The following is a 17,389-nucleotide window of genomic DNA, read 5'->3' on the forward strand; positions in this document are numbered from 1 at the left end:
CTTCTTTACGAGTTATTGCGATACGGCTTTTAAGCCCACAATCGAGCAGACTAAAGTAGTAATAAAAAATAGTCTTAAAAACGTTGCGGGTTCTTTAAATACGAAGATACCAACTAAAACAGTGCCTACTGCCCCAATGCCTGTCCAGACCGCATAAGCCGTTCCGATAGGTAAAACTTGAGTGGCTTTAATTAGAAGTCCCATACTAATACCACAAGTGATAAGAAACGCCACATACCATAGATACATCTCGTTTCCAGTGGCCACTTTAGCTTTACCCAAACAGAATGCAAACACCACTTCGAATTTGCATCGTTTCTAACACCTAAAACATTACTTAAATAATGATCGTCTGTTGTTCTAGGTGTATTCCACGCTGCGTTGGGAAAAGGTTGGGCTACTTTGGTTTCGGCATCCATAATCATAACTCTATTTTCTGGTAAAAAAAACGGATGATGACTATACACTAAATCGCCTGAATGTGTAAACGTAATGTTGCCAACAGCCTGATTTGTGGTTGCAAAAACTTCGATATTCTCTGTCTTGGTAAGCTCCGTATGCAATGAAACGTCTTCCTTTTCTTTCGGATTGTTTTTACAACTCATAAAAACAGATACAACCACCATGAGTACAACTGCTTGCTTCATATCGGTATATAGTGTTAAACCTTAAATTAAAAATCTACTTCTTTTCTTTTTAAATACAACTTGAAAACTCAAGCATATTCCTATTTCCAAGTAACGATATCGTTAAAATCGCGTCTTGATTTTGGATGAGCAGGATCTTCTTTTCTATGTCCGAATGCCGTCATAAAAGACAAACCATATTTATCGGTGTCTATTCCAAATTTATCACTTAATACTGCTTCTGCTTTTTCCTGATGAAAACCCTCTATCGGACAACTATCTATACCGATTAATGCTGCGGCAGTCATCATGTTTCCTAGGGCGATGTATGTCTGTTTCGAAGACCAATCAAAAAGTTTTTTATCGGTGTCTAAAGCAAAATCACGCTCCTGAAATTCTCTGTAAAATTTAGAATACATTTCGATAGCTTCTGCAGGAAGTTGTTTTACATCTTTCATCATATGCATGATATAATCTGCATCGTGTTTTATCATAGGTGCTTTCATACTCAGACCTAAGATAAAATGACTTGCTGTATCTAATTTAGCCGGTGCACCCCAAGCCACAGGTTTTAGTAATTCCCGTAGTTCTTTGTCTTGAACCACTACAAAATGCCAAGGTTCAAATCCGAATGAACTCGGAGATAAATGCGCAGTTTCTAAGATGAAACGAATATCCTCGTCCGATAACTTTTTAGTGGCATCGAATTCTTTAGTGGCATGTCTAAATTGAAATGCATTAATGATGTCTGTTTTTGAAATGTTTGCTGTCTTCATATTTATGATTTTATAACACTATACTTTTTATAGTTGCAAATGTAAGTATAGTAAACTATCTTTGCAATAACGGTTAAAAAGGATAGTATACATTTATGAAAACAAAAGACACTACAATGATTAATTTTAAAGGCAAAAAATATCCATGCTGTGCAAGTTTAACCATGGGACTGATTGGCGGAAAATGGAAAACGGTAATCTTATATCATTTAACACAAGACACTTTACGCTATAACGAATTAAGAAAATCGATGCCCACAGTTACCGAAAGAACGCTAAGCTTACAACTGAAAGCGCTAGAAGAAGACGGCCTAATTAAGCGAAAAGTATACACGTCTAAACCGCCTTTAAAAGTGGAGTATTCATTAACTGATTTTGGAAAAACATTGATTCCGCTAATTAAATCGATTGCTGAATGGGGCGATTTGGTGGTTGAGAAGTATGCTTGATTGAGTAAGATAAAAAAAGCTCAAAACATCAATAACTTGATATTTTGAGCTTCATATAATGGCTATTTCTATTTATTGTGTTTTTACATGTATATAGTTAATCCAGGAAGAAAAAATTATAGCTTCTTTATGTTCTCGACTCCGCTCGAACACCCTATAAAAACATAGGGTTTGACTATTTTACATTCAATCTAGAAGGTTCATTTAAAAATTCAATGATCTTCCGACAATGCCAACAACACCTTCATCGCTTTGTCCGCATCTTTTTTATCTACGAAAATATGATCGTGATTCTATGTAATCATAACATATTTCTAATATATGACTCGTAATCTAAAACACAATCTAGAACTACTCATGTTCAGGCTTTAAGGCAGTTTCTGTTTTCCATAGAATGATATCGTCTATATCATTTTCAGAAAATGCTCCTGTAGTACTTCGTCCGGTTTTAATATCTAATTCTAATTGTTTCAACAGTTTTTCCGCAATATCAGGACGTGTTTTATAAACATTACGTGTTTCGGCTGGATCTGTTTCTAGGTTGTATAATTGCGCAATAGGCATGGCTATAGATTCTTTTTCGTTTGGTGATGTCCAACCTCCAGACCCTCTTGCTAACAGCAATTTCCACTTTCCTAATCTGTATGCAAAATGTCCAGAAATGGAATGATGTATTACACCCGCTCTTGTACTTATTATATCTTCTCCATGTAGTGCTGGTAAAAAACTTACACTGTCTTCGCCACTTTCATTTGGAAGTGCAACTTGCGTAATCTCTGAAAAGGTCGCAAATATATCTGTTAGACATATTAACTGATCACTTATTGATCCCGCTTTTACCTGACCTGGCCATTTTACAATAAAAGGCACACGATGGCCACCATCCCATAAATCGGATTTTGACCCGCGATATCCTGCGCTAACATAATGACCTTGTGCTTCTAATTCGGGAATATTAGCGACCTTTGATGCACCATTATCACTCGTGAATATTACTAATGTATTTTCTGATAATCCACTATCATCAAGTGTTTTTGTTATTGCTCCTACTGTCGCATCTGTTTGCATTACAAAATCTGCATAATCGCCCATACCACTCTTACCTTGCCACGCTTTTGAAGGCACTATAGGCGCATGAGGAGAACCTAAAGGGACATATAAGAAAAAAGGTTTACCGTCTGTATTTTGCGCTTTATGTTTAATATAATCTACAGACTGACGAGTTAAACGGGGAAGCATATTAATAACATCGTCATGAAGAATAACTTTATTGTTCTCTATAACGGCTTTCATATCTCTTGCATGATGAAACCCATGATAATAATCGAAACCTCTAGCAGTAGGTCCATCTGGAATTATAGATCCTATAGGTGGTAAATATGTTTTTGACTGCTTTACTAAAGGTGTTTTTGAAACGGAATCTAAGTACTGAAAATTAAGATGCCATTTCCCTATTAGAGCCGTATGATAACCTTGATCTCTTAGAAAATCTGCTATAGTAGGGCGATTTTCTTTAATCAAATCTGGAGCATAACCTTGCACCACACCTTTCTGTAACGTTGTACGCCAACTATAACGCCCTGTCATAATACCATACCGTGTTGGAGTACACACCGACGATCCAGAATGTGCATCGGTAAACACCATACCTTGCTCGGTTAAAGTATCTATATGCGGTGTTTTAATTTTACTGGTTTCTGGTGCCAAACTTTGTACATCGCCATAACCCAAATCGTCACAAACAATGAATACAATATTGGGCCGATTTACACTTGTCTGAGCAATACCACCCCAAATTACAGTTACTAGCATTATAAAAATTAATGTAACACTACACACATTTGATTTTTTCATAACCAGTTATTACTTCTATATTTAGATTTAAACTTACCATATTCATGCAATACATTTATAGTAACTGCTGTATGAATAATTTACAGCTCTAAATTTACAAATTCAAGGTTATAAATACTATCGTATACCTACTTTATTTAAGTATTGAAAAGCTTAAAATTCTTTTTTTAATGTATTTAATTTTAGGTTCTTATTTATCTTCCGACAATGCCAACAACACCTTCATGGCTTTGTCTGCATCTTTTTTATCTACGAAAATATGATCGTGATAATAGCCCGCAATCACATTACAACTGATATTATGTGTTGCTAATGCGGTTGAAAATATAGCAGTCAATCCCACAGCATCTAGCGAGGAATGAATGGTTAGTGTTATCCATGATGCAATATAGTCGTAATTCAAATTTAACTCGTCTGCCTTACTTTGTTCTATTACAATAGTGGTTCCCTCCTCTTCTAGAAATTCACATATGGTATCGTTTCTACTAATATGATCTAAATCCTTAACCGTGCTAAATACGTATGCTCCAGGATGTAGTTTGGGTGTCATGCCTTTTAATAATTGAGCGATATCGGTTTCTCCAGCCATTTTAATTCGTGTATTTTAGTTTTTATAATTCCTATTTAAAGTCTTTTATTATCTCTAAAGTAGATTTATGTGGTCTTCCTGTCGCTTTTTCAAAATCAGACGGCACATCATTCGCGCCATGTCTTATCCCTTCGTAAATCCCTGCAATCACGGTACCTAAAAAGTCACCTAACTCGTTTTTTCGCTCTTCCAAATAAGCGTCGACCGAAACAGAATGATATACTAAATTTGTATTGTAAACAGCATTAATATACGTTGCCAATTGCGATTGTGTGATGGGATCGCCCACAAGATTGTAAGTCTGCCCATTATGTTTGTCCTCTAATAACATATGTGCATAAGCCGTCGCTAGTTCGTCTCGACTCGTGTAGGTACATAATCCGTCAGCCGCACAATTTTTAATTTCACCGTCTTTTACATAAGTATCTATATATTCTAAATCGGGTTCTATATAAATGCCGTTTCTACCAATTACCCAGTCCAATCCAGCGCTTTTTACATCTAATTCGGTTTGTCTATTGGATTGCACAATCGGACTAAACGCATTGTGATCTTTGTCGCCAATAATACTGGTATACACTATTTTTTTAACGCCATTTGCTTTAGCGGCTTCGATAACATTGCGATGCTGTTGGATTCTTTTTTGAGGTTCGTCCATGCCAGACAATAGCATAACTACATCTATTCCTTTTAAAGAGGCTTCTAAATCTTGTGGTTTATTATAATCGCCTTTGCGTATTTCTACACCTAAATGCTTTGCTTTTTCTGGAGTTCGGGCTAGGCCTATTATATGATCTGCTCCTATTTGGGTCCGTAATTTATCTATAATTGAAGATCCCAATTTACCACTTGCCGATGTTACTGCTATATTCATTTTCTATGTTTTTTATAGAGTCATTTGTTATTTATAATTATATACAAAACGACTTCTTTTTTACTACAATTAAAGTGTAAAGCGTTTATTCCAATCCTTTTTTATCGGGATTCCAGAACGGTTTCGTTTTTATTTGTTTGGTATTCCACTGTAATTCATTCTTGAAATATGAATTTAAAGCGACACAAACTCTACTATCTCCCGCAATATATACCATTCTATTTCCTTTCATTTTAGGTATCATGTCGTTTACTAATTTCAAAATGTCTGCTATGGCATTTGGCTTTAAATTATAAAAATTAAATGGATTTGAGCCGTCTATATCTTCAAATACATGATTTAAATCACTGTAAATAATACTTTCCACCTGCTTATCCTCTGGCAAATGTCTATTAAGCATATACAAATGAGACAATGCCGATACATCACCAATCATTAGATAACTATCTGCGCGGTTTGGTCTAATAAGAAATTCCCTTTTTTCCATTTAAAATATACCGTTTCGCCTACTTTACAATTCATAACCCAATGTGCACCAATGCCGCGGCTTTCTGTAGCAATAGCCAAGTCTATAGTTCCTTTGGTTTTATCAATATCCCAAACACTATAACTTCGTACCTTATCTTTCATGGCTAGGGTGTCATTATCGATTCCTACACCTAATCTTAAAAAATATCCTGGCTCAAAATCTGCGGTTTTAAAACGTTCGCTTTTAAGTTGAATCTTATAAACCGAAGGCGATAATTGTGCTTTACCACTAATACTAGCGGTTTCTAAAACGACCTTTTTTAATATGTTTTCTATTAAGCTCATTATAAAATTAATGTGTTAATACTTGTTTTCGTTTGCGTCTTTCTAAGAATTTATCTCTAACTATTGGCATTCTAACCACAAATCCTAAACTCACAATAACCGCGTAAATAATCCACGTTTTATCGAGTATGGCAAAATGGAGTAAACTTAAACCAACAGCAACATACGCTAAGCTTTGTAGTTTTTTCCAGTTCTTTTTTAGTCGTTTCATTGATTTCCTTTTAGATGTAATAAGAAGTGGAATAAGTATTAAAACAGCGATACCTCCAGCGATATAATTAAATTGTGTAAAGGTTTCTAAGAGGCCTTCAGCCGATATAAAAATTATAAAATGCAGGATGCTCCATATAGCCGTAGCGATTCCCATAGCTTGCCTAACAAAAAGATGTTGTATTCCGAAAATTATAAAAACTGGGGTTAACGTTAATACAGCAGTCATCCACCGGATCGCAAACTCACCTGAAATATGATATAGCATATCAAGTGTAGTTTGTTCTTCACCCATAGTGTTTTCAACCAATGAAATTGAGAGTCCGTTACCAACATCTACCTGAATCATTTTACTAATGATAAGCATAGGTAATAAGGCCAATAGACTCACAATCATCCAGCCGTAATTTCGTTTTAAAAAAGACATTTATTGTGTTCTTAAAGTGTCTAACTCCTGCTCTAAAGCCTCGGCTTTATCTTTAAATTTTTGCATCGCTTTCTTAAGCTGACCCACTTTTTTTATAAGTTCATCGTCTTGTAAAGCGACATAAGTGGTTTGTCCGTTTGCTTCTTTTATTACTGATTTGCCTCCACATGTTGGGCAATTTGCTACTGTACTCATATTATTTAGATGTTTTTAAATGATCGATAACTCCTGTTAAAAAAACCGTTTTTAATGGTCTATCAGGCTGATTTTCATATCCCACAATTATCGAAGTATGGATTATCATTTTATCTAAGTCGAAGATAATAGTTAGATAATCTTTTAGCCCCGTTTCGTGCCAATTTACGAGATAGAGGTTTTCTCCAATTTTACGAGAACGGTACGGAATATCTGAATTCCCTTTCCCTGTTCTTGGTCCGCTAATCCATTCATATTGGGCTTTCCCTTTGTCAAACGCCATATGCAAGGCTTTCCCGTCTTGGTACTGAAAACTTAACGAATAGCCATCCATATAATGCTCTGGAGTATTAAACTGAAATTTAGCATCTTCTGTTGTTTTTGTTTGCGCAAAACCTTGTCCGATACCAATGACAAGAAGACAAATTAATGTGACTAATTTTGATTTCATTTTATTCTGATTTAAAAGTTATAATTAAAAATTAAATTTTCCGTTGTTGTTTTTTCGTTCAGATTCTGGCAAGATGGTTTCAATGGTATCCCAATGCTCTGCAATTTTTCCGTTTTCTATGCGGAACAAATCATAAAAAGATGTTGGTATGCCTGCAAAAGTGCCTTCGCTAACAGTTAACACAAAATTACCTTCACCCAGCACCATATGATTTTTATTAATCACCATAGTAATGCCTTGTTTTGCCATGTCTTCTAGCGCTTTCCCCAAACCAGAAACTCCATCGCCAATCCTTGTATTATGCTGTATGTAGTTGTCGCCATCAAAATAGTTGTACATTTTATCGAACTCCCCATCAATTAAAACGGTATTTACAAAGTCTTTTACGAAGGCCTTATTTTCCGCTGTTTTATCTAAATCTGTTACCGCTGTAACACCGTCCGTTTGTGTTCTTCCACTTGGATTTGTAGTCGCTAATTCTGAAAAATTATCCCAATGTTCTATAATCTGACCGTTTTCAAATTTAAAGATGTCGAACCCTATTTTCGGTCCGAAAAAGTCGTATTCGGTATGCGTAATCGCATAATTCCCATCTTGAAAAGCGCGTACAACATTGGCTTTAAATCCGCCTTCTGGAGCGTGATGTAATACATCACCAAAACCTTTCAATCCATCGGCAACGGCAAGATTGTGTTGGGTGTAGTGCGTTGGATTAATATAGGCCATAGTCGATTTATCGCCAGTTTCTAAACTTGTAATTAAAGCTTTTGCTTTATCTTTATTTGATATTTCTGAGGTGATTTCCATCTTTTCTAAGTTGTTATTGATTTGCTGTTGACTTTGTGCATGGCTAGTAGTTGTTAAAAGCACAACAGCAACCGTTGTAATGATGTGTTTCATGTTCTTGGTTTTAATTATAGTACAAAGATGAAACAACTACAGCGTGTAGAAAAGATGAAAACAGGTATTAAAATGGTTAAAGTTGAACCACTACTGTTTTATAAGTGAATTAATAAACTTTTTTGGGGTTAATCCTGTGTTTTTCTTGAAATATTTAGTGAAGTTGGTGGGATCTTCAAACCCTAAACGATAAGCCAATTCTGAACTTTTCATGCTAGAATTGATTAGGTTTCTTTTCGCTTGAAGAATAATATAGTCATCAATCACATGTTTTGCCGTTTTATTAACCAACTCTCTGCAAACGGCATTTAAATGCTTGTAAGATATGGCCAATGCTTCGGCGTAAAAACTAGCATTCCTACTTTTTGATAGGTTTAATTCTATTAGCGAAGTGAATTTATGAAATAGACTAATTTTTGAAGCATCCTTAATATGAAAGGTTTGGTGTTGCTTGATATCTTCAGCTTTAGATATTAAAATAGTAAACAACGCATTGATAATATTTTTCTGATTGAAGGAACCAGACGTGTTATATTCTTTTTGCAAAAGATTAAAATAATCTATAAAATCTGAAGTTTTAGGAATCTGTGATATGGGAGAAAAGAGTTGCGGATTAAATAATCTGAACACAAAATCTTTAGACAAGTTAGAAAAACAATCCACAAAATAAGCTTCGGTAAAAATGATACAAAACCCTTTTAGTGTTTCTGAAAACTCGAAGGCATTAACTTGTTCTTTGGTTAAATACACTAAACTATTTTGTTGTACAGGAAACCAACTAAAATCGATAAAATGTCTTCCAGATCCTTCTGTAAAAAAAATAAGATTGTAAAACTTAAGCTGATGCGGTAATTCTGGATTATGACTCCCCTTCTTTTTAAATTTTGCAATTTTTTCAATAGGCACAATTTCAAAACCGAAATTTTTAGAGATTTCAGAATCAAATTTTTCAGGATTAAATGTAACAGATGGAATGTCTTTTGTCATAGTATCTAGATTCCCTTTATAAAGAATGCACAATCAAATTTTAAATCACTAAATATATTACTTTCTATTCAGATAAAAATTCAAAGCACAGCGTATTGCATAATTACGACTTTATTAATAGCTAAAAGGAATTGAAAAACCACTACGCGTTATATAAAACATGTTTCTTGTAAAGGACAAAAGCATGCTTGCTTAGAATTTCATTGATACAATAGGCCGTTTCATTGATAGTATACTGTTTTATCACTTACGGCAGTTATATTTACCTCCTTGACCTAACAACTAAAACAAATAGTAATACCATTAACCCTATGATGACAAAATATTTAAAGTACTACGCCCTAATACTTCTATGTTTAAGTCTAATTAACTGTAGCGCATCTGAAGATCAAGTAGACACGGAAGCGGATTCTGATGGAGATTCAACTACGGAAATTACAGAGACGACGGATGTTCCGGAGGTATATTCTAAAATTTACGGCGCCACCAGTATTACAAGCGACGGCAACTATATTACCATTAAAACTACCGGAACACCAGATCATAAAAGTGTGTATTACCCAACCTCAAGTGATTTATACGAGGATTTTAGTGGCACCACTTTTGAAGGCTATACCTTCAGAAAAAATCCGAATACGATAACGGCTTTCGACTATACGTTTAAAATTCCATTACATCCAAAAGTTTCCACTAATCATGTCGCGACACCCCTAGGTGCGATAGGTGTTTCATTAAATGGTGTGCCTCTATTTAATCAGTATGCAGGCCCGAATCAGCCACTGACCGACGAGTTTCAGAGCTTCGATAAGTACTGGGGACATCCCACAGGAAACGGCACATTTCATTATCATATCGAACCCTTATATTTAACAACCGTAACAGCTAGTAAGTCTGCTTTATTAGGATTTCTACTAGATGGTTTTCCTGTGTATGGTCCTGAAGAAAATGGCGAAGACGTTACAGGATTAGATGCCTATCACGGACATGCGCATGCTACAGAAGATTATCTTGATGGGATTTACCATTACCACATTACAAATACAGATCCGTATATAAACGGAAACGGATATTATGGAACGCCTGGAACCGTAACACAATAATGAAATATAGCTATTTAATATTCTTGTGTATTTACTTGTGTTCGTGCAATAGCAAAACGAACGACGTGATTGTGGATAAAACCATTCCATCGTCATTCGTTTTAAAATCTGCAACGTCAACTAAAAACAATATGCTGTATGTACATGATACCATCTATTCCGGTTTTGTGTATGAGCTCCATCCAAAAACTGCAGACACGCTACTAATGGAAGGCTATTATAACGGATTAAAAGAAGGCGTTTCTAAAAAATGGTATGCTAAAAACCAAGTTATGGAGATACGCCATTATAACTCAGGACAAAAAAACGGAATGCAAACTGCCTATTGGGAAAACGGATTTAAACGCTTTGAATATACTGCGAAAGATGATGCGTATGAAGGTGAATTAAAAGAATGGAAAAGCGAAGGCTTCTTATTTCATTTGGCAAACTATAAAAACGGACAAGAAGACGGGGCACAAAAACTGTGGTACGATAACGGAAAGATTAGAGCTAATTACGTGATTGTTGAAGGCAAAAGATATGGATTATTAGGAACTAAAAATTGTGTAAATGTATCGGATCGTATTTTTATTACTCAGTAGTATTTTAATTTTAAGCTGTAATCACAGCAAAAAACAAGAACCTAACGTAAAGGAGACATTAGCGTTGCCCTATTATAACGACCCAACGTTTACACCGGTATTTATTCAGGACACTTCTCGTGTTACAACAGACATCACGCATACTATAGCCGATTTTGAGTTTTTAAATCAGGATAGCATATTGGTGAATCAAGATTATATAGACAACAAAATACACGTCGCTAACTTCACTTTTACAAGTTGTGGTAGTATTTGCCCTGTTATGACGGAACATTTAAAACGAGTAAGTGATAGTTTGCAAAATGATGACACGGTGGTATTTCTATCGTATTCCGTGACACCTTGGGTTGATACACCTAGCGTGTTAAACGCCTACAAGAAAAATCAGGGCATAACGAATACCAACTGGCATTTTTTAACAGGTGCTAAAAGTGACATCTATGCCCTAGCCCGACAGTCGTATTACGCCGAAGAAGATATAGGTTTTAGCAGAGACAGTACAGAATTTCTGCATACCGAACATCTAATTTTAGTGGATAAAACCAAAAGAATTCGTGGAATTTATAACGGCACTGTCGCTTTAGACATGACAGCCCTCAATAATGATATAAAGATGTTGTTGCATGAGAGGTAATGGATTTAGTGTAACAAATCACTAAGTATTCATTTATATATGATTAGGCCTTATAAATGTTTAATGATTAAAGCATATTCCACACAACTTTTATTGGACATAGGTTATAATTATCTGTGTTCGCTCATAAAAAACAATCTATTCGTATTTTTAGAAGCAAGCATAAAATACTGTAATAAAACTCTTTATATCGACTTTAAAATTAAGAGCTATTAATACGAATTTAGACTACGGTATCCCGTAACGTATATTTTTTTAAAAGATTTACATTCGCGCCTAATTGATAATTTCAAAAAAAGGCCAAATAGACTTCCTGTTTGGAATTATCGATAGGATAAGAATTCGACCAGAAAAATCCTTAAAATAAAGTACGGCAAATATTTAAAAATACATTTATAATGAAAAAAATTACATTAGTTTTAGCTGTTTTTTGCTCAATGTTTTTATCAAGTTGTGCCGTTCACGAAGGGATGACAAGCAACTTAAACAACAATACAACAGAAGTTGTCTTAGCTAAAAACAATTACAAAATCCTTGAAAGAGTACAAGGTGAATCTCAAGCAAATTATATCTTCGGTTTTGGAGGTCTTTCTAGAAATGGATTAATTGCTGAGGCTAAAGCGAATATGCTCGAGAATGCTGATATTCTAGGAAGCTCGAAAGCTATTATAAATGAAACTGTAGAATATAAAAGTTCTATTTTTCCATTCTTCGGAAGTAAAAAAGTTATTGTGTCTGCCTATATTGTTGAGTTTACAAACTAGACGTTTAGAGAACACTTAGCGTACAAAATACATTTATATATTTTATCTCCTAAAAAGGTAACAGAGCGTAATCCGCTTTGTTACCTTTTTTAATTTTTAAAGCAGTAGCGCTTTATATTCTTAAATAGTTATGCGATAACAAAACTAAAGGCAAAACTATTTTTGAAGGTAATTGTAAAGGTATCGACAGTATATTTCAAAAAACCACAAAGCACAGTAAGCCAATTTAGATGTAGATTGACCACTTTATTTTTTATAGATAAAAGGAATTTTACTATAATATTTAGGGGTTTCATTTTTATCCCATAGCCCCCAATAGGCGCCCACATCGCCTTCTGTCCCCACTTTCCAAGACTCATCAAACGAAGAAAAATAAAACAAATCTATATCGTCTTCTTTAGACCATTCTTGGGCATTTATAAAATATTTAATGGCGTTTTCGTAAGAAGGTTTAGCACCATGCAACCCTAATCCTTGACTAGGCCAACCGGTTTCTGTAATGATTACGTGTTTACCTTGAGCCACTTTTTTTGCTCTATTAAACATATCTTTCATATAAATAAGAGCATACTCCTGAGCGCAACCTTCCCAATACGGATAACAATTTGCTAAAATCACATCGCAAGCTTCTGTTATTTTTGGGCGGTTTACAAATTCGTAGTAGGCATCGACATAGCCTATGGGAAGTTCAGGAATGGCGGTTTTAACCTCCTTCATATATTGTAATAGTTCCGCTTCAGATAAATCCTTACGATATAAGACTTCATTTCCTACTGCTGCTATATCGACATGGCCATTTTTTGCCAATTTAATTAAGCCTGCAATTTCTTTTGCATTGATATCATCATCTTGTCCTAACCAAGCACCTACAAGTGTTTTTAGTCCTAGTTCTTTAGCAATTTCAGGTATTAATTCATTACCATCTGTACACGAAAACGAACGCACCCAACGGGTATGAGGTTTTAAAATTTTTAAACGTCTTCTTATTTGAGCTTCACTAATTTTATCTCCTGCTTTCTGTCCTTCTTCGTATGCACTAAAACAAATACCGTGTACACCTTCTTTTAAAATGCGACGGCATGTATTTTCTAATCCTCTTAGTGTTTTATCCTCGTGACTACCACCAGAAAGCGATAAAATATTCTCTTTTCTATAAGACATATTATAATGCGATTTACTTATCTTTCTTGACTTTACGTTGTTCTAACGCCACTCTAATTTCATTTGTTTTTTCTTCGGTAAGATTGTATTTACGCATCACTAAAATAGCTATTAAGGTACCTACTATAGGTAATCCCGAGAAGAAAAACCGCAACCCAAATATGGCATTATCAGACTGAGAACTCGCATCTGCATCGAATCCAATCATCGATAATATAAGTCCGCTTAATAGGCCCGCAATGGCAAATCCAAATTTTACCATCCACCAGTAAATGGCTCCAAAAACGCCTTCTCTTCGTAAACCCGTATTTAGTTCATCTAAATCAATAACATCGGCAGTCATAGACATCATCAGAGTAAATAGGCTTCCTATTCCAAAAGCAAAAAATGGTAAAGCAAAAATAAACATATAGGGTTTTCCTGGTATAAACAGAAACCAAAGTAGAATATATCCTAAAATGGAAATACTTTGAGATGCTAAAAACGCATTTTTCTTACCCATTATTTTAGACATTTTTGCTACAATAGGAATTACCATAAACGTGGTAGCTAAGGCACCTAAACTACCGAATAATGTCGGCCATATTCCTGCGGCACTAGCATCGCCATTAAACAAATAGTAAACCACAATAAAAAAGGTAAACGCAGCTACTGTATTAAAAGCATTAAAGACTAAAAACGTAGCCACACATAACTTTCTAAACGGCTTATTTTTAAAAGCTTCTTTAAATCCATCGATTATGCCATTAAAACTATTCCCAATATTTTTCATATTTAAGGGCGCATAATCTTCGTTTATCGTAGATCTACTTTTAATAAAAATCGCTGGAATCATAGCGAAAATCATACAGATTATTCCCACCCAAACGGCAATACTTCGTGTGGCCACATCGGCAGATTCAAACCAATCTTGATCGTACATAATAACCCAAAACCATGGCGCAATAACCCATGCCCATTGCCCTATCCATTGCGCTACAGCCATGATATTAGTACGTTCATGGAAATCGTCACTCATTTCGTAGCCCATAGCCACATAAGGCACACTAAAAATGGTTAAACCGAGATAGAAAATAAACGACCAAATCATGAAATAGATAAAGTTATAATCGATACCATCTTCTCTATGCAATTGCCATAAGACTGAAAACGAAATTCCCATTAAAATAGCTCCAATAAAGACATACTGTCTACGGCGGCCCCACTTCGATTTTGTATTGTCTGATATAAATCCCATAATTGGATCGGTAATGGAATCGAAAATACGAGGTAAAAAGAAAATCACACCCCACATCCACCCTGGAAATCCTAAATCTTGTACTAACACAACCATAAAAATCCCCATTGCAGCTGGAAACATTTGATTCGCGAGCATACCAACTCCGAAAGCAACTTTTTGACCGAACGGAACTTTATTTAAATGAGACATCTTTCTAGTGTATTTTAGTTAGTTAAACGCTTGCTGAATACTTTTACAACTCAGTTAGCATCACGGTTTGAATGGCTTGTGCATCAATTGAAAACTCTACTGTATTTTCATCTAATGTTAAGCTGATATTTTTTGGCGTTTTAGTTTCATTAAAAATCACAACTGCAATAGAACCATCTGGATTTTTAACAGAAGATACCATCAATGAGTCATCTGAGTTTTCAACACCGATAACCTCAGCTCCTGGACGCATATATTTACTAAAATGAGCCATAGTGTAGTAAAGTGGCGTAAAATAAACTTCGTCTGCATCAGGATCTACAATAACCGGCGCTACACACCAATTTTCAAACCAGTTTGGTCCGCCTTGTCGGTCTAACACCATGTTCCAATCTACCCAACCGTCTACCCAATTGTTAAGGCAACCAATAATATCTCTCGCATACCGATTTACAGGCGCGTATTTTGGGTGTAAATGTTTGTCCTCTGGAGAGGCCCAATCATATCCCCAATCTGTAGCTTCTTTTTTCCAATACCAAGCATCGTCTTTCCAAACGGGAACCTGAGAATCTATACAACCTTCCGTTTCTATTAAGAGTTTATTTGGTGCTTTGTTATGTGCATATTGTAAAGCTTCAGGGAAAACTTCATAAGTACTTTCATACCAATGAATCGCCGTACCATCGAAATATTTAGATGATGATTCACTTCTATACATTTCATCTACCCATTCGTTTAAACCGGCTCTGTTTTGATCGTATCCTAAAATAACTTTATCGCCGTAACCATCTTTCTCTAATTTTGGTCCTAAATGAAACTCGACAAAATCGGTCATTTCTTTTGGAGAAAAATGCATACTTTCCCAATTATTACCATTGCCATGAGGTTCGTTTTCTACCGTGAATCCCCAAATATCAATACCTTCAGCTTTGTACGCATCTAAGTATTTTGAGAAAAATAATGCCCAAGTATCGTAATATTCTGGCAGTAATTTACCACCAACCCATTTTCTATTATCTTTCATCCAAGGCGCGGCCGTCCATGGTGAAGCAAAGATTTTAAATCCGTCTTCAGACACGTCCATAGCGTCTTTTATCATCGGAATTAAATCGTCCATATCTTCTTCAATCGTAAAATGATCTAAATTTTTATCACCCGCTACAGGAGAATATGAGTAATTCGTAAGAGAAAAATCGCAAGAATTCATATGTGTTCTGGTTAACGAATAATTCGCGCCTTCTTTAGCAAAATAGGCTTGTAAAATCGTGTCGCGATTCGCTTGGCTTAATTTGTTTAATAAGTATGCCGAAGATTCTGTAAACGCCCCGCCGAAGCCAGTAATGGTTTGAAATGTTTGCTCAGGGGATAGTTTTAGGTGCACCGTATCTTTGTTCGACTTAAAAGTTTCTAGTTTTGTAAGACTGTTACCTTTTTCGGAGGTTTCATAGACTTCAAATGTCATAGCGTTAACGGTTGTGTCTTTGGGTTCGGTTTTACAACTGTGTAATGCAATCATCATTAAACAGAAGGTTACTAGGTTTAGTTTGTTCATATCTCAATTATTTTATCTGATTGTATTTTGCTTTTATAACAGTAAAAGTTTCTTTTTTGTTTCTATTGATATCTACAATGCCCCAGTATTCTTCGTTCGGAGATCCATCGTAAGGCACGCCACTACTGTTTGGCGCCCAACCACCAATATCTTGTTGGTCTGGATGCCCCGCTTTCCACCAGCCATCTGTGAATGAAAACATAGTGACTCCTGCACATAGATCTAGATTTTCAATGATTTTATCTAAAATCATAGCATTAGCTTGCGCTTGAGCGTGCTGATTTTCTCCTTGCTTAAAGCCGTCGCTTTCCATAGTCATATAACTATCGCCACCAGCTTCAGAGATATACATGGGCTTATCACTTATTGCTGTCCATTGTCTAAAAATCTCTTCCGGATTATCCCAACGGTACACATTCATACCCCAAACATCTATGTTAGGGGAAAGTGATAATGCGATATCGTCTGGCAACTCGCCATGTGCCGTTGCCACCGGGTGATTGGAATCGTTTTTATGAATTAAATCTGCAGCAGCATTCATGGCTTTATACCAATTGTTTACATCGCCATTAAACCATTCGGGATGATAATTATATTCGTTCCCCAATTCCCACATAAGAATAGCAGGATGATGTTTATAGGTATTTACATAATCTATAAAGCTCCCAGAATACACATCGAAAAACCCTTTTTGGTCGTAGCCAAAACCGATAATAACTTTTAATCCTGCGGTCGCAATTTCATCTAAAACAGCTTCATCATCTATAGGTGCATACGTTCTAATGGTATTTATTCCCGCTTCCTGCATTAAGGCTAAATCCTGACTTAAAGTCTTAAAGTCTCTATGTTCTGATCCTTGTGGTACGGGATGATAACAAATGCCTTTAATGGTATACGCTTCATCATTTACCTGTAAATGTCGACCAGAGATTGTAACCTGCGAAGCAACCGACTCTTGCTTACAGCCGTAACAGCTAACAGCAAGAAGTATTATTATAAGTGCGTGTTTCATAA

22 protein-coding genes are annotated in these 17,389 nt (G+C 35.6%); 5 read left to right on the forward strand and 17 right to left on the reverse strand.

Translation table 11 applies throughout. The annotated features are described in order from the left end of the window. Positions 1–12: 12 nt before the first annotated feature. From ACKC83_RS15935 to ACKC83_RS15945, 3 genes are all read right to left on the reverse strand, one after another. Positions 13–300 (reverse strand): DMT family transporter, encoded by a 288-nt coding sequence (locus tag ACKC83_RS15935; protein ID WP_434036292.1) that lies wholly within the window; start codon positions 298–300, stop codon positions 13–15. Beyond that, positions 192–647 carry a hypothetical protein gene (locus tag ACKC83_RS15940; protein ID WP_434036293.1) on the reverse strand — a complete coding sequence of 152 codons (456 nt, stop codon included), beginning with the start codon at positions 645–647 and terminating at the stop codon, positions 192–194. Before ACKC83_RS15940 ends, ACKC83_RS15935 begins: the two co-directional genes overlap by 109 nt. Positions 648–727: 80 nt before the next feature. Then, the gene (locus ACKC83_RS15945; RefSeq protein WP_434036294.1) at positions 728–1,402 is read right to left on the reverse strand and encodes an NAD(P)H-dependent oxidoreductase; all 675 of its coding nucleotides are present in this window, start codon (positions 1,400–1,402) and stop codon (positions 728–730) included. Positions 1,403–1,518: 116 nt separating this feature from the next. Here ACKC83_RS15945 and ACKC83_RS15950 point away from each other — a divergent pair, with 116 nt between their 5' ends. Next, on the forward strand, positions 1,519–1,851 hold the full coding sequence (locus ACKC83_RS15950) for a winged helix-turn-helix transcriptional regulator (RefSeq protein ID WP_434037792.1): 333 nt from the start codon (positions 1,519–1,521) through the stop codon (positions 1,849–1,851). Positions 1,852–2,202: 351 nt separating this feature from the next. Here ACKC83_RS15950 and ACKC83_RS15955 read toward each other — a convergent pair whose 3' ends face one another. From ACKC83_RS15955 to ACKC83_RS16000, 10 genes are all read right to left on the reverse strand, one after another. Further along, positions 2,203–3,705, reverse strand: a complete 1,503-nt coding sequence (locus ACKC83_RS15955; RefSeq protein ID WP_434036295.1) for a sulfatase family protein — start codon at positions 3,703–3,705, stop codon at positions 2,203–2,205. 190 nt (positions 3,706–3,895) lie between these two features. Then, the gene (locus ACKC83_RS15960; protein WP_414034867.1) at positions 3,896–4,294 is read right to left on the reverse strand and encodes an ACT domain-containing protein; all 399 of its coding nucleotides are present in this window, start codon (positions 4,292–4,294) and stop codon (positions 3,896–3,898) included. 31 nt (positions 4,295–4,325) lie between these two features. Next, a complete protein-coding gene (locus tag ACKC83_RS15965) occupies positions 4,326–5,168 on the reverse strand; it encodes an SDR family oxidoreductase (protein ID WP_434036296.1) in 843 nt (280 codons plus the stop codon). An 85-nt stretch (positions 5,169–5,253) separates the two neighbouring features. After that, a complete protein-coding gene (locus tag ACKC83_RS15970) occupies positions 5,254–5,655 on the reverse strand; it encodes an SIP domain-containing protein (protein ID WP_434036297.1) in 402 nt (133 codons plus the stop codon). Beyond that, positions 5,604–5,981 carry an FAD-binding oxidoreductase gene (locus tag ACKC83_RS15975; protein ID WP_434036298.1) on the reverse strand — a complete coding sequence of 126 codons (378 nt, stop codon included), beginning with the start codon at positions 5,979–5,981 and terminating at the stop codon, positions 5,604–5,606. The genes ACKC83_RS15970 and ACKC83_RS15975 overlap by 52 nt, the downstream gene beginning before the upstream one ends. A 7-nt stretch (positions 5,982–5,988) precedes the next feature. After that, complete coding sequence (locus tag ACKC83_RS15980; protein WP_434036299.1) at positions 5,989–6,618, reverse strand: ferric reductase-like transmembrane domain-containing protein; 630 nt, start codon at positions 6,616–6,618, stop codon at positions 5,989–5,991. Beyond that, positions 6,619–6,813, reverse strand: a complete 195-nt coding sequence (locus ACKC83_RS15985; protein ID WP_434036300.1) for a hypothetical protein — start codon at positions 6,811–6,813, stop codon at positions 6,619–6,621. Between the two features lies 1 nt (position 6,814). Next, complete coding sequence (locus tag ACKC83_RS15990; protein ID WP_434036301.1) at positions 6,815–7,264, reverse strand: MoaF-related domain-containing protein; 450 nt, start codon at positions 7,262–7,264, stop codon at positions 6,815–6,817. A gap of 24 nt (positions 7,265–7,288) precedes the next feature. Continuing rightward, complete coding sequence (locus ACKC83_RS15995; RefSeq protein WP_434036302.1) at positions 7,289–8,164, reverse strand: nuclear transport factor 2 family protein; 876 nt, start codon at positions 8,162–8,164, stop codon at positions 7,289–7,291. Between the two features lie 90 nt (positions 8,165–8,254). Further along, the gene (locus ACKC83_RS16000) at positions 8,255–9,151 is read right to left on the reverse strand and encodes a helix-turn-helix domain-containing protein (protein WP_434036303.1); all 897 of its coding nucleotides are present in this window, start codon (positions 9,149–9,151) and stop codon (positions 8,255–8,257) included. A 311-nt stretch (positions 9,152–9,462) separates the two neighbouring features. Here ACKC83_RS16000 and ACKC83_RS16005 point away from each other — a divergent pair, with 311 nt between their 5' ends. From ACKC83_RS16005 to ACKC83_RS16020, 4 genes are all read left to right on the forward strand, one after another. Continuing rightward, complete coding sequence (locus tag ACKC83_RS16005; RefSeq protein ID WP_434036304.1) at positions 9,463–10,251, forward strand: YHYH protein; 789 nt, start codon at positions 9,463–9,465, stop codon at positions 10,249–10,251. Positions 10,252–10,322: 71 nt separating this feature from the next. After that, entirely contained in the window at positions 10,323–10,835 is a 513-nt protein-coding gene (locus ACKC83_RS16010; protein ID WP_434036305.1) for a toxin-antitoxin system YwqK family antitoxin, read from the forward strand. Further along, positions 10,804–11,469, forward strand: a complete 666-nt coding sequence (locus tag ACKC83_RS16015) for an SCO family protein (protein WP_434036306.1) — start codon at positions 10,804–10,806, stop codon at positions 11,467–11,469. The genes ACKC83_RS16010 and ACKC83_RS16015 overlap by 32 nt, the downstream gene beginning before the upstream one ends. Positions 11,470–11,867: 398 nt before the next feature. Then, positions 11,868–12,233 (forward strand): DUF6567 family protein, encoded by a 366-nt coding sequence (locus ACKC83_RS16020; protein ID WP_414034878.1) that lies wholly within the window; start codon positions 11,868–11,870, stop codon positions 12,231–12,233. A 246-nt stretch (positions 12,234–12,479) separates the two neighbouring features. On the opposite strand, the gene ACKC83_RS16025 is transcribed toward ACKC83_RS16020, so the two are convergent. The 4 genes from ACKC83_RS16025 to ACKC83_RS16040 form a co-directional block, all read right to left on the reverse strand. Then, a complete protein-coding gene (locus ACKC83_RS16025) occupies positions 12,480–13,394 on the reverse strand; it encodes a glycosyl hydrolase family 17 protein (RefSeq protein ID WP_434036307.1) in 915 nt (304 codons plus the stop codon). Positions 13,395–13,407: 13 nt separating this feature from the next. Continuing rightward, a complete protein-coding gene (locus ACKC83_RS16030) occupies positions 13,408–14,823 on the reverse strand; it encodes an MFS transporter (protein ID WP_434036308.1) in 1,416 nt (471 codons plus the stop codon). Positions 14,824–14,866: 43 nt separating this feature from the next. After that, positions 14,867–16,285 (reverse strand): glycoside hydrolase family 30 protein, encoded by a 1,419-nt coding sequence (locus tag ACKC83_RS16035; protein WP_434037793.1) that lies wholly within the window; start codon positions 16,283–16,285, stop codon positions 14,867–14,869. A 97-nt stretch (positions 16,286–16,382) separates the two neighbouring features. Further along, a complete protein-coding gene (locus ACKC83_RS16040; protein WP_434036309.1) occupies positions 16,383–17,387 on the reverse strand; it encodes a hypothetical protein in 1,005 nt (334 codons plus the stop codon). Positions 17,388–17,389 lie beyond the last annotated feature (2 nt).

It is taken from the genome of Formosa bonchosmolovskayae (assembly GCF_051016085.1).
Taxonomy (GTDB): domain Bacteria; phylum Bacteroidota; class Bacteroidia; order Flavobacteriales; family Flavobacteriaceae; genus Formosa.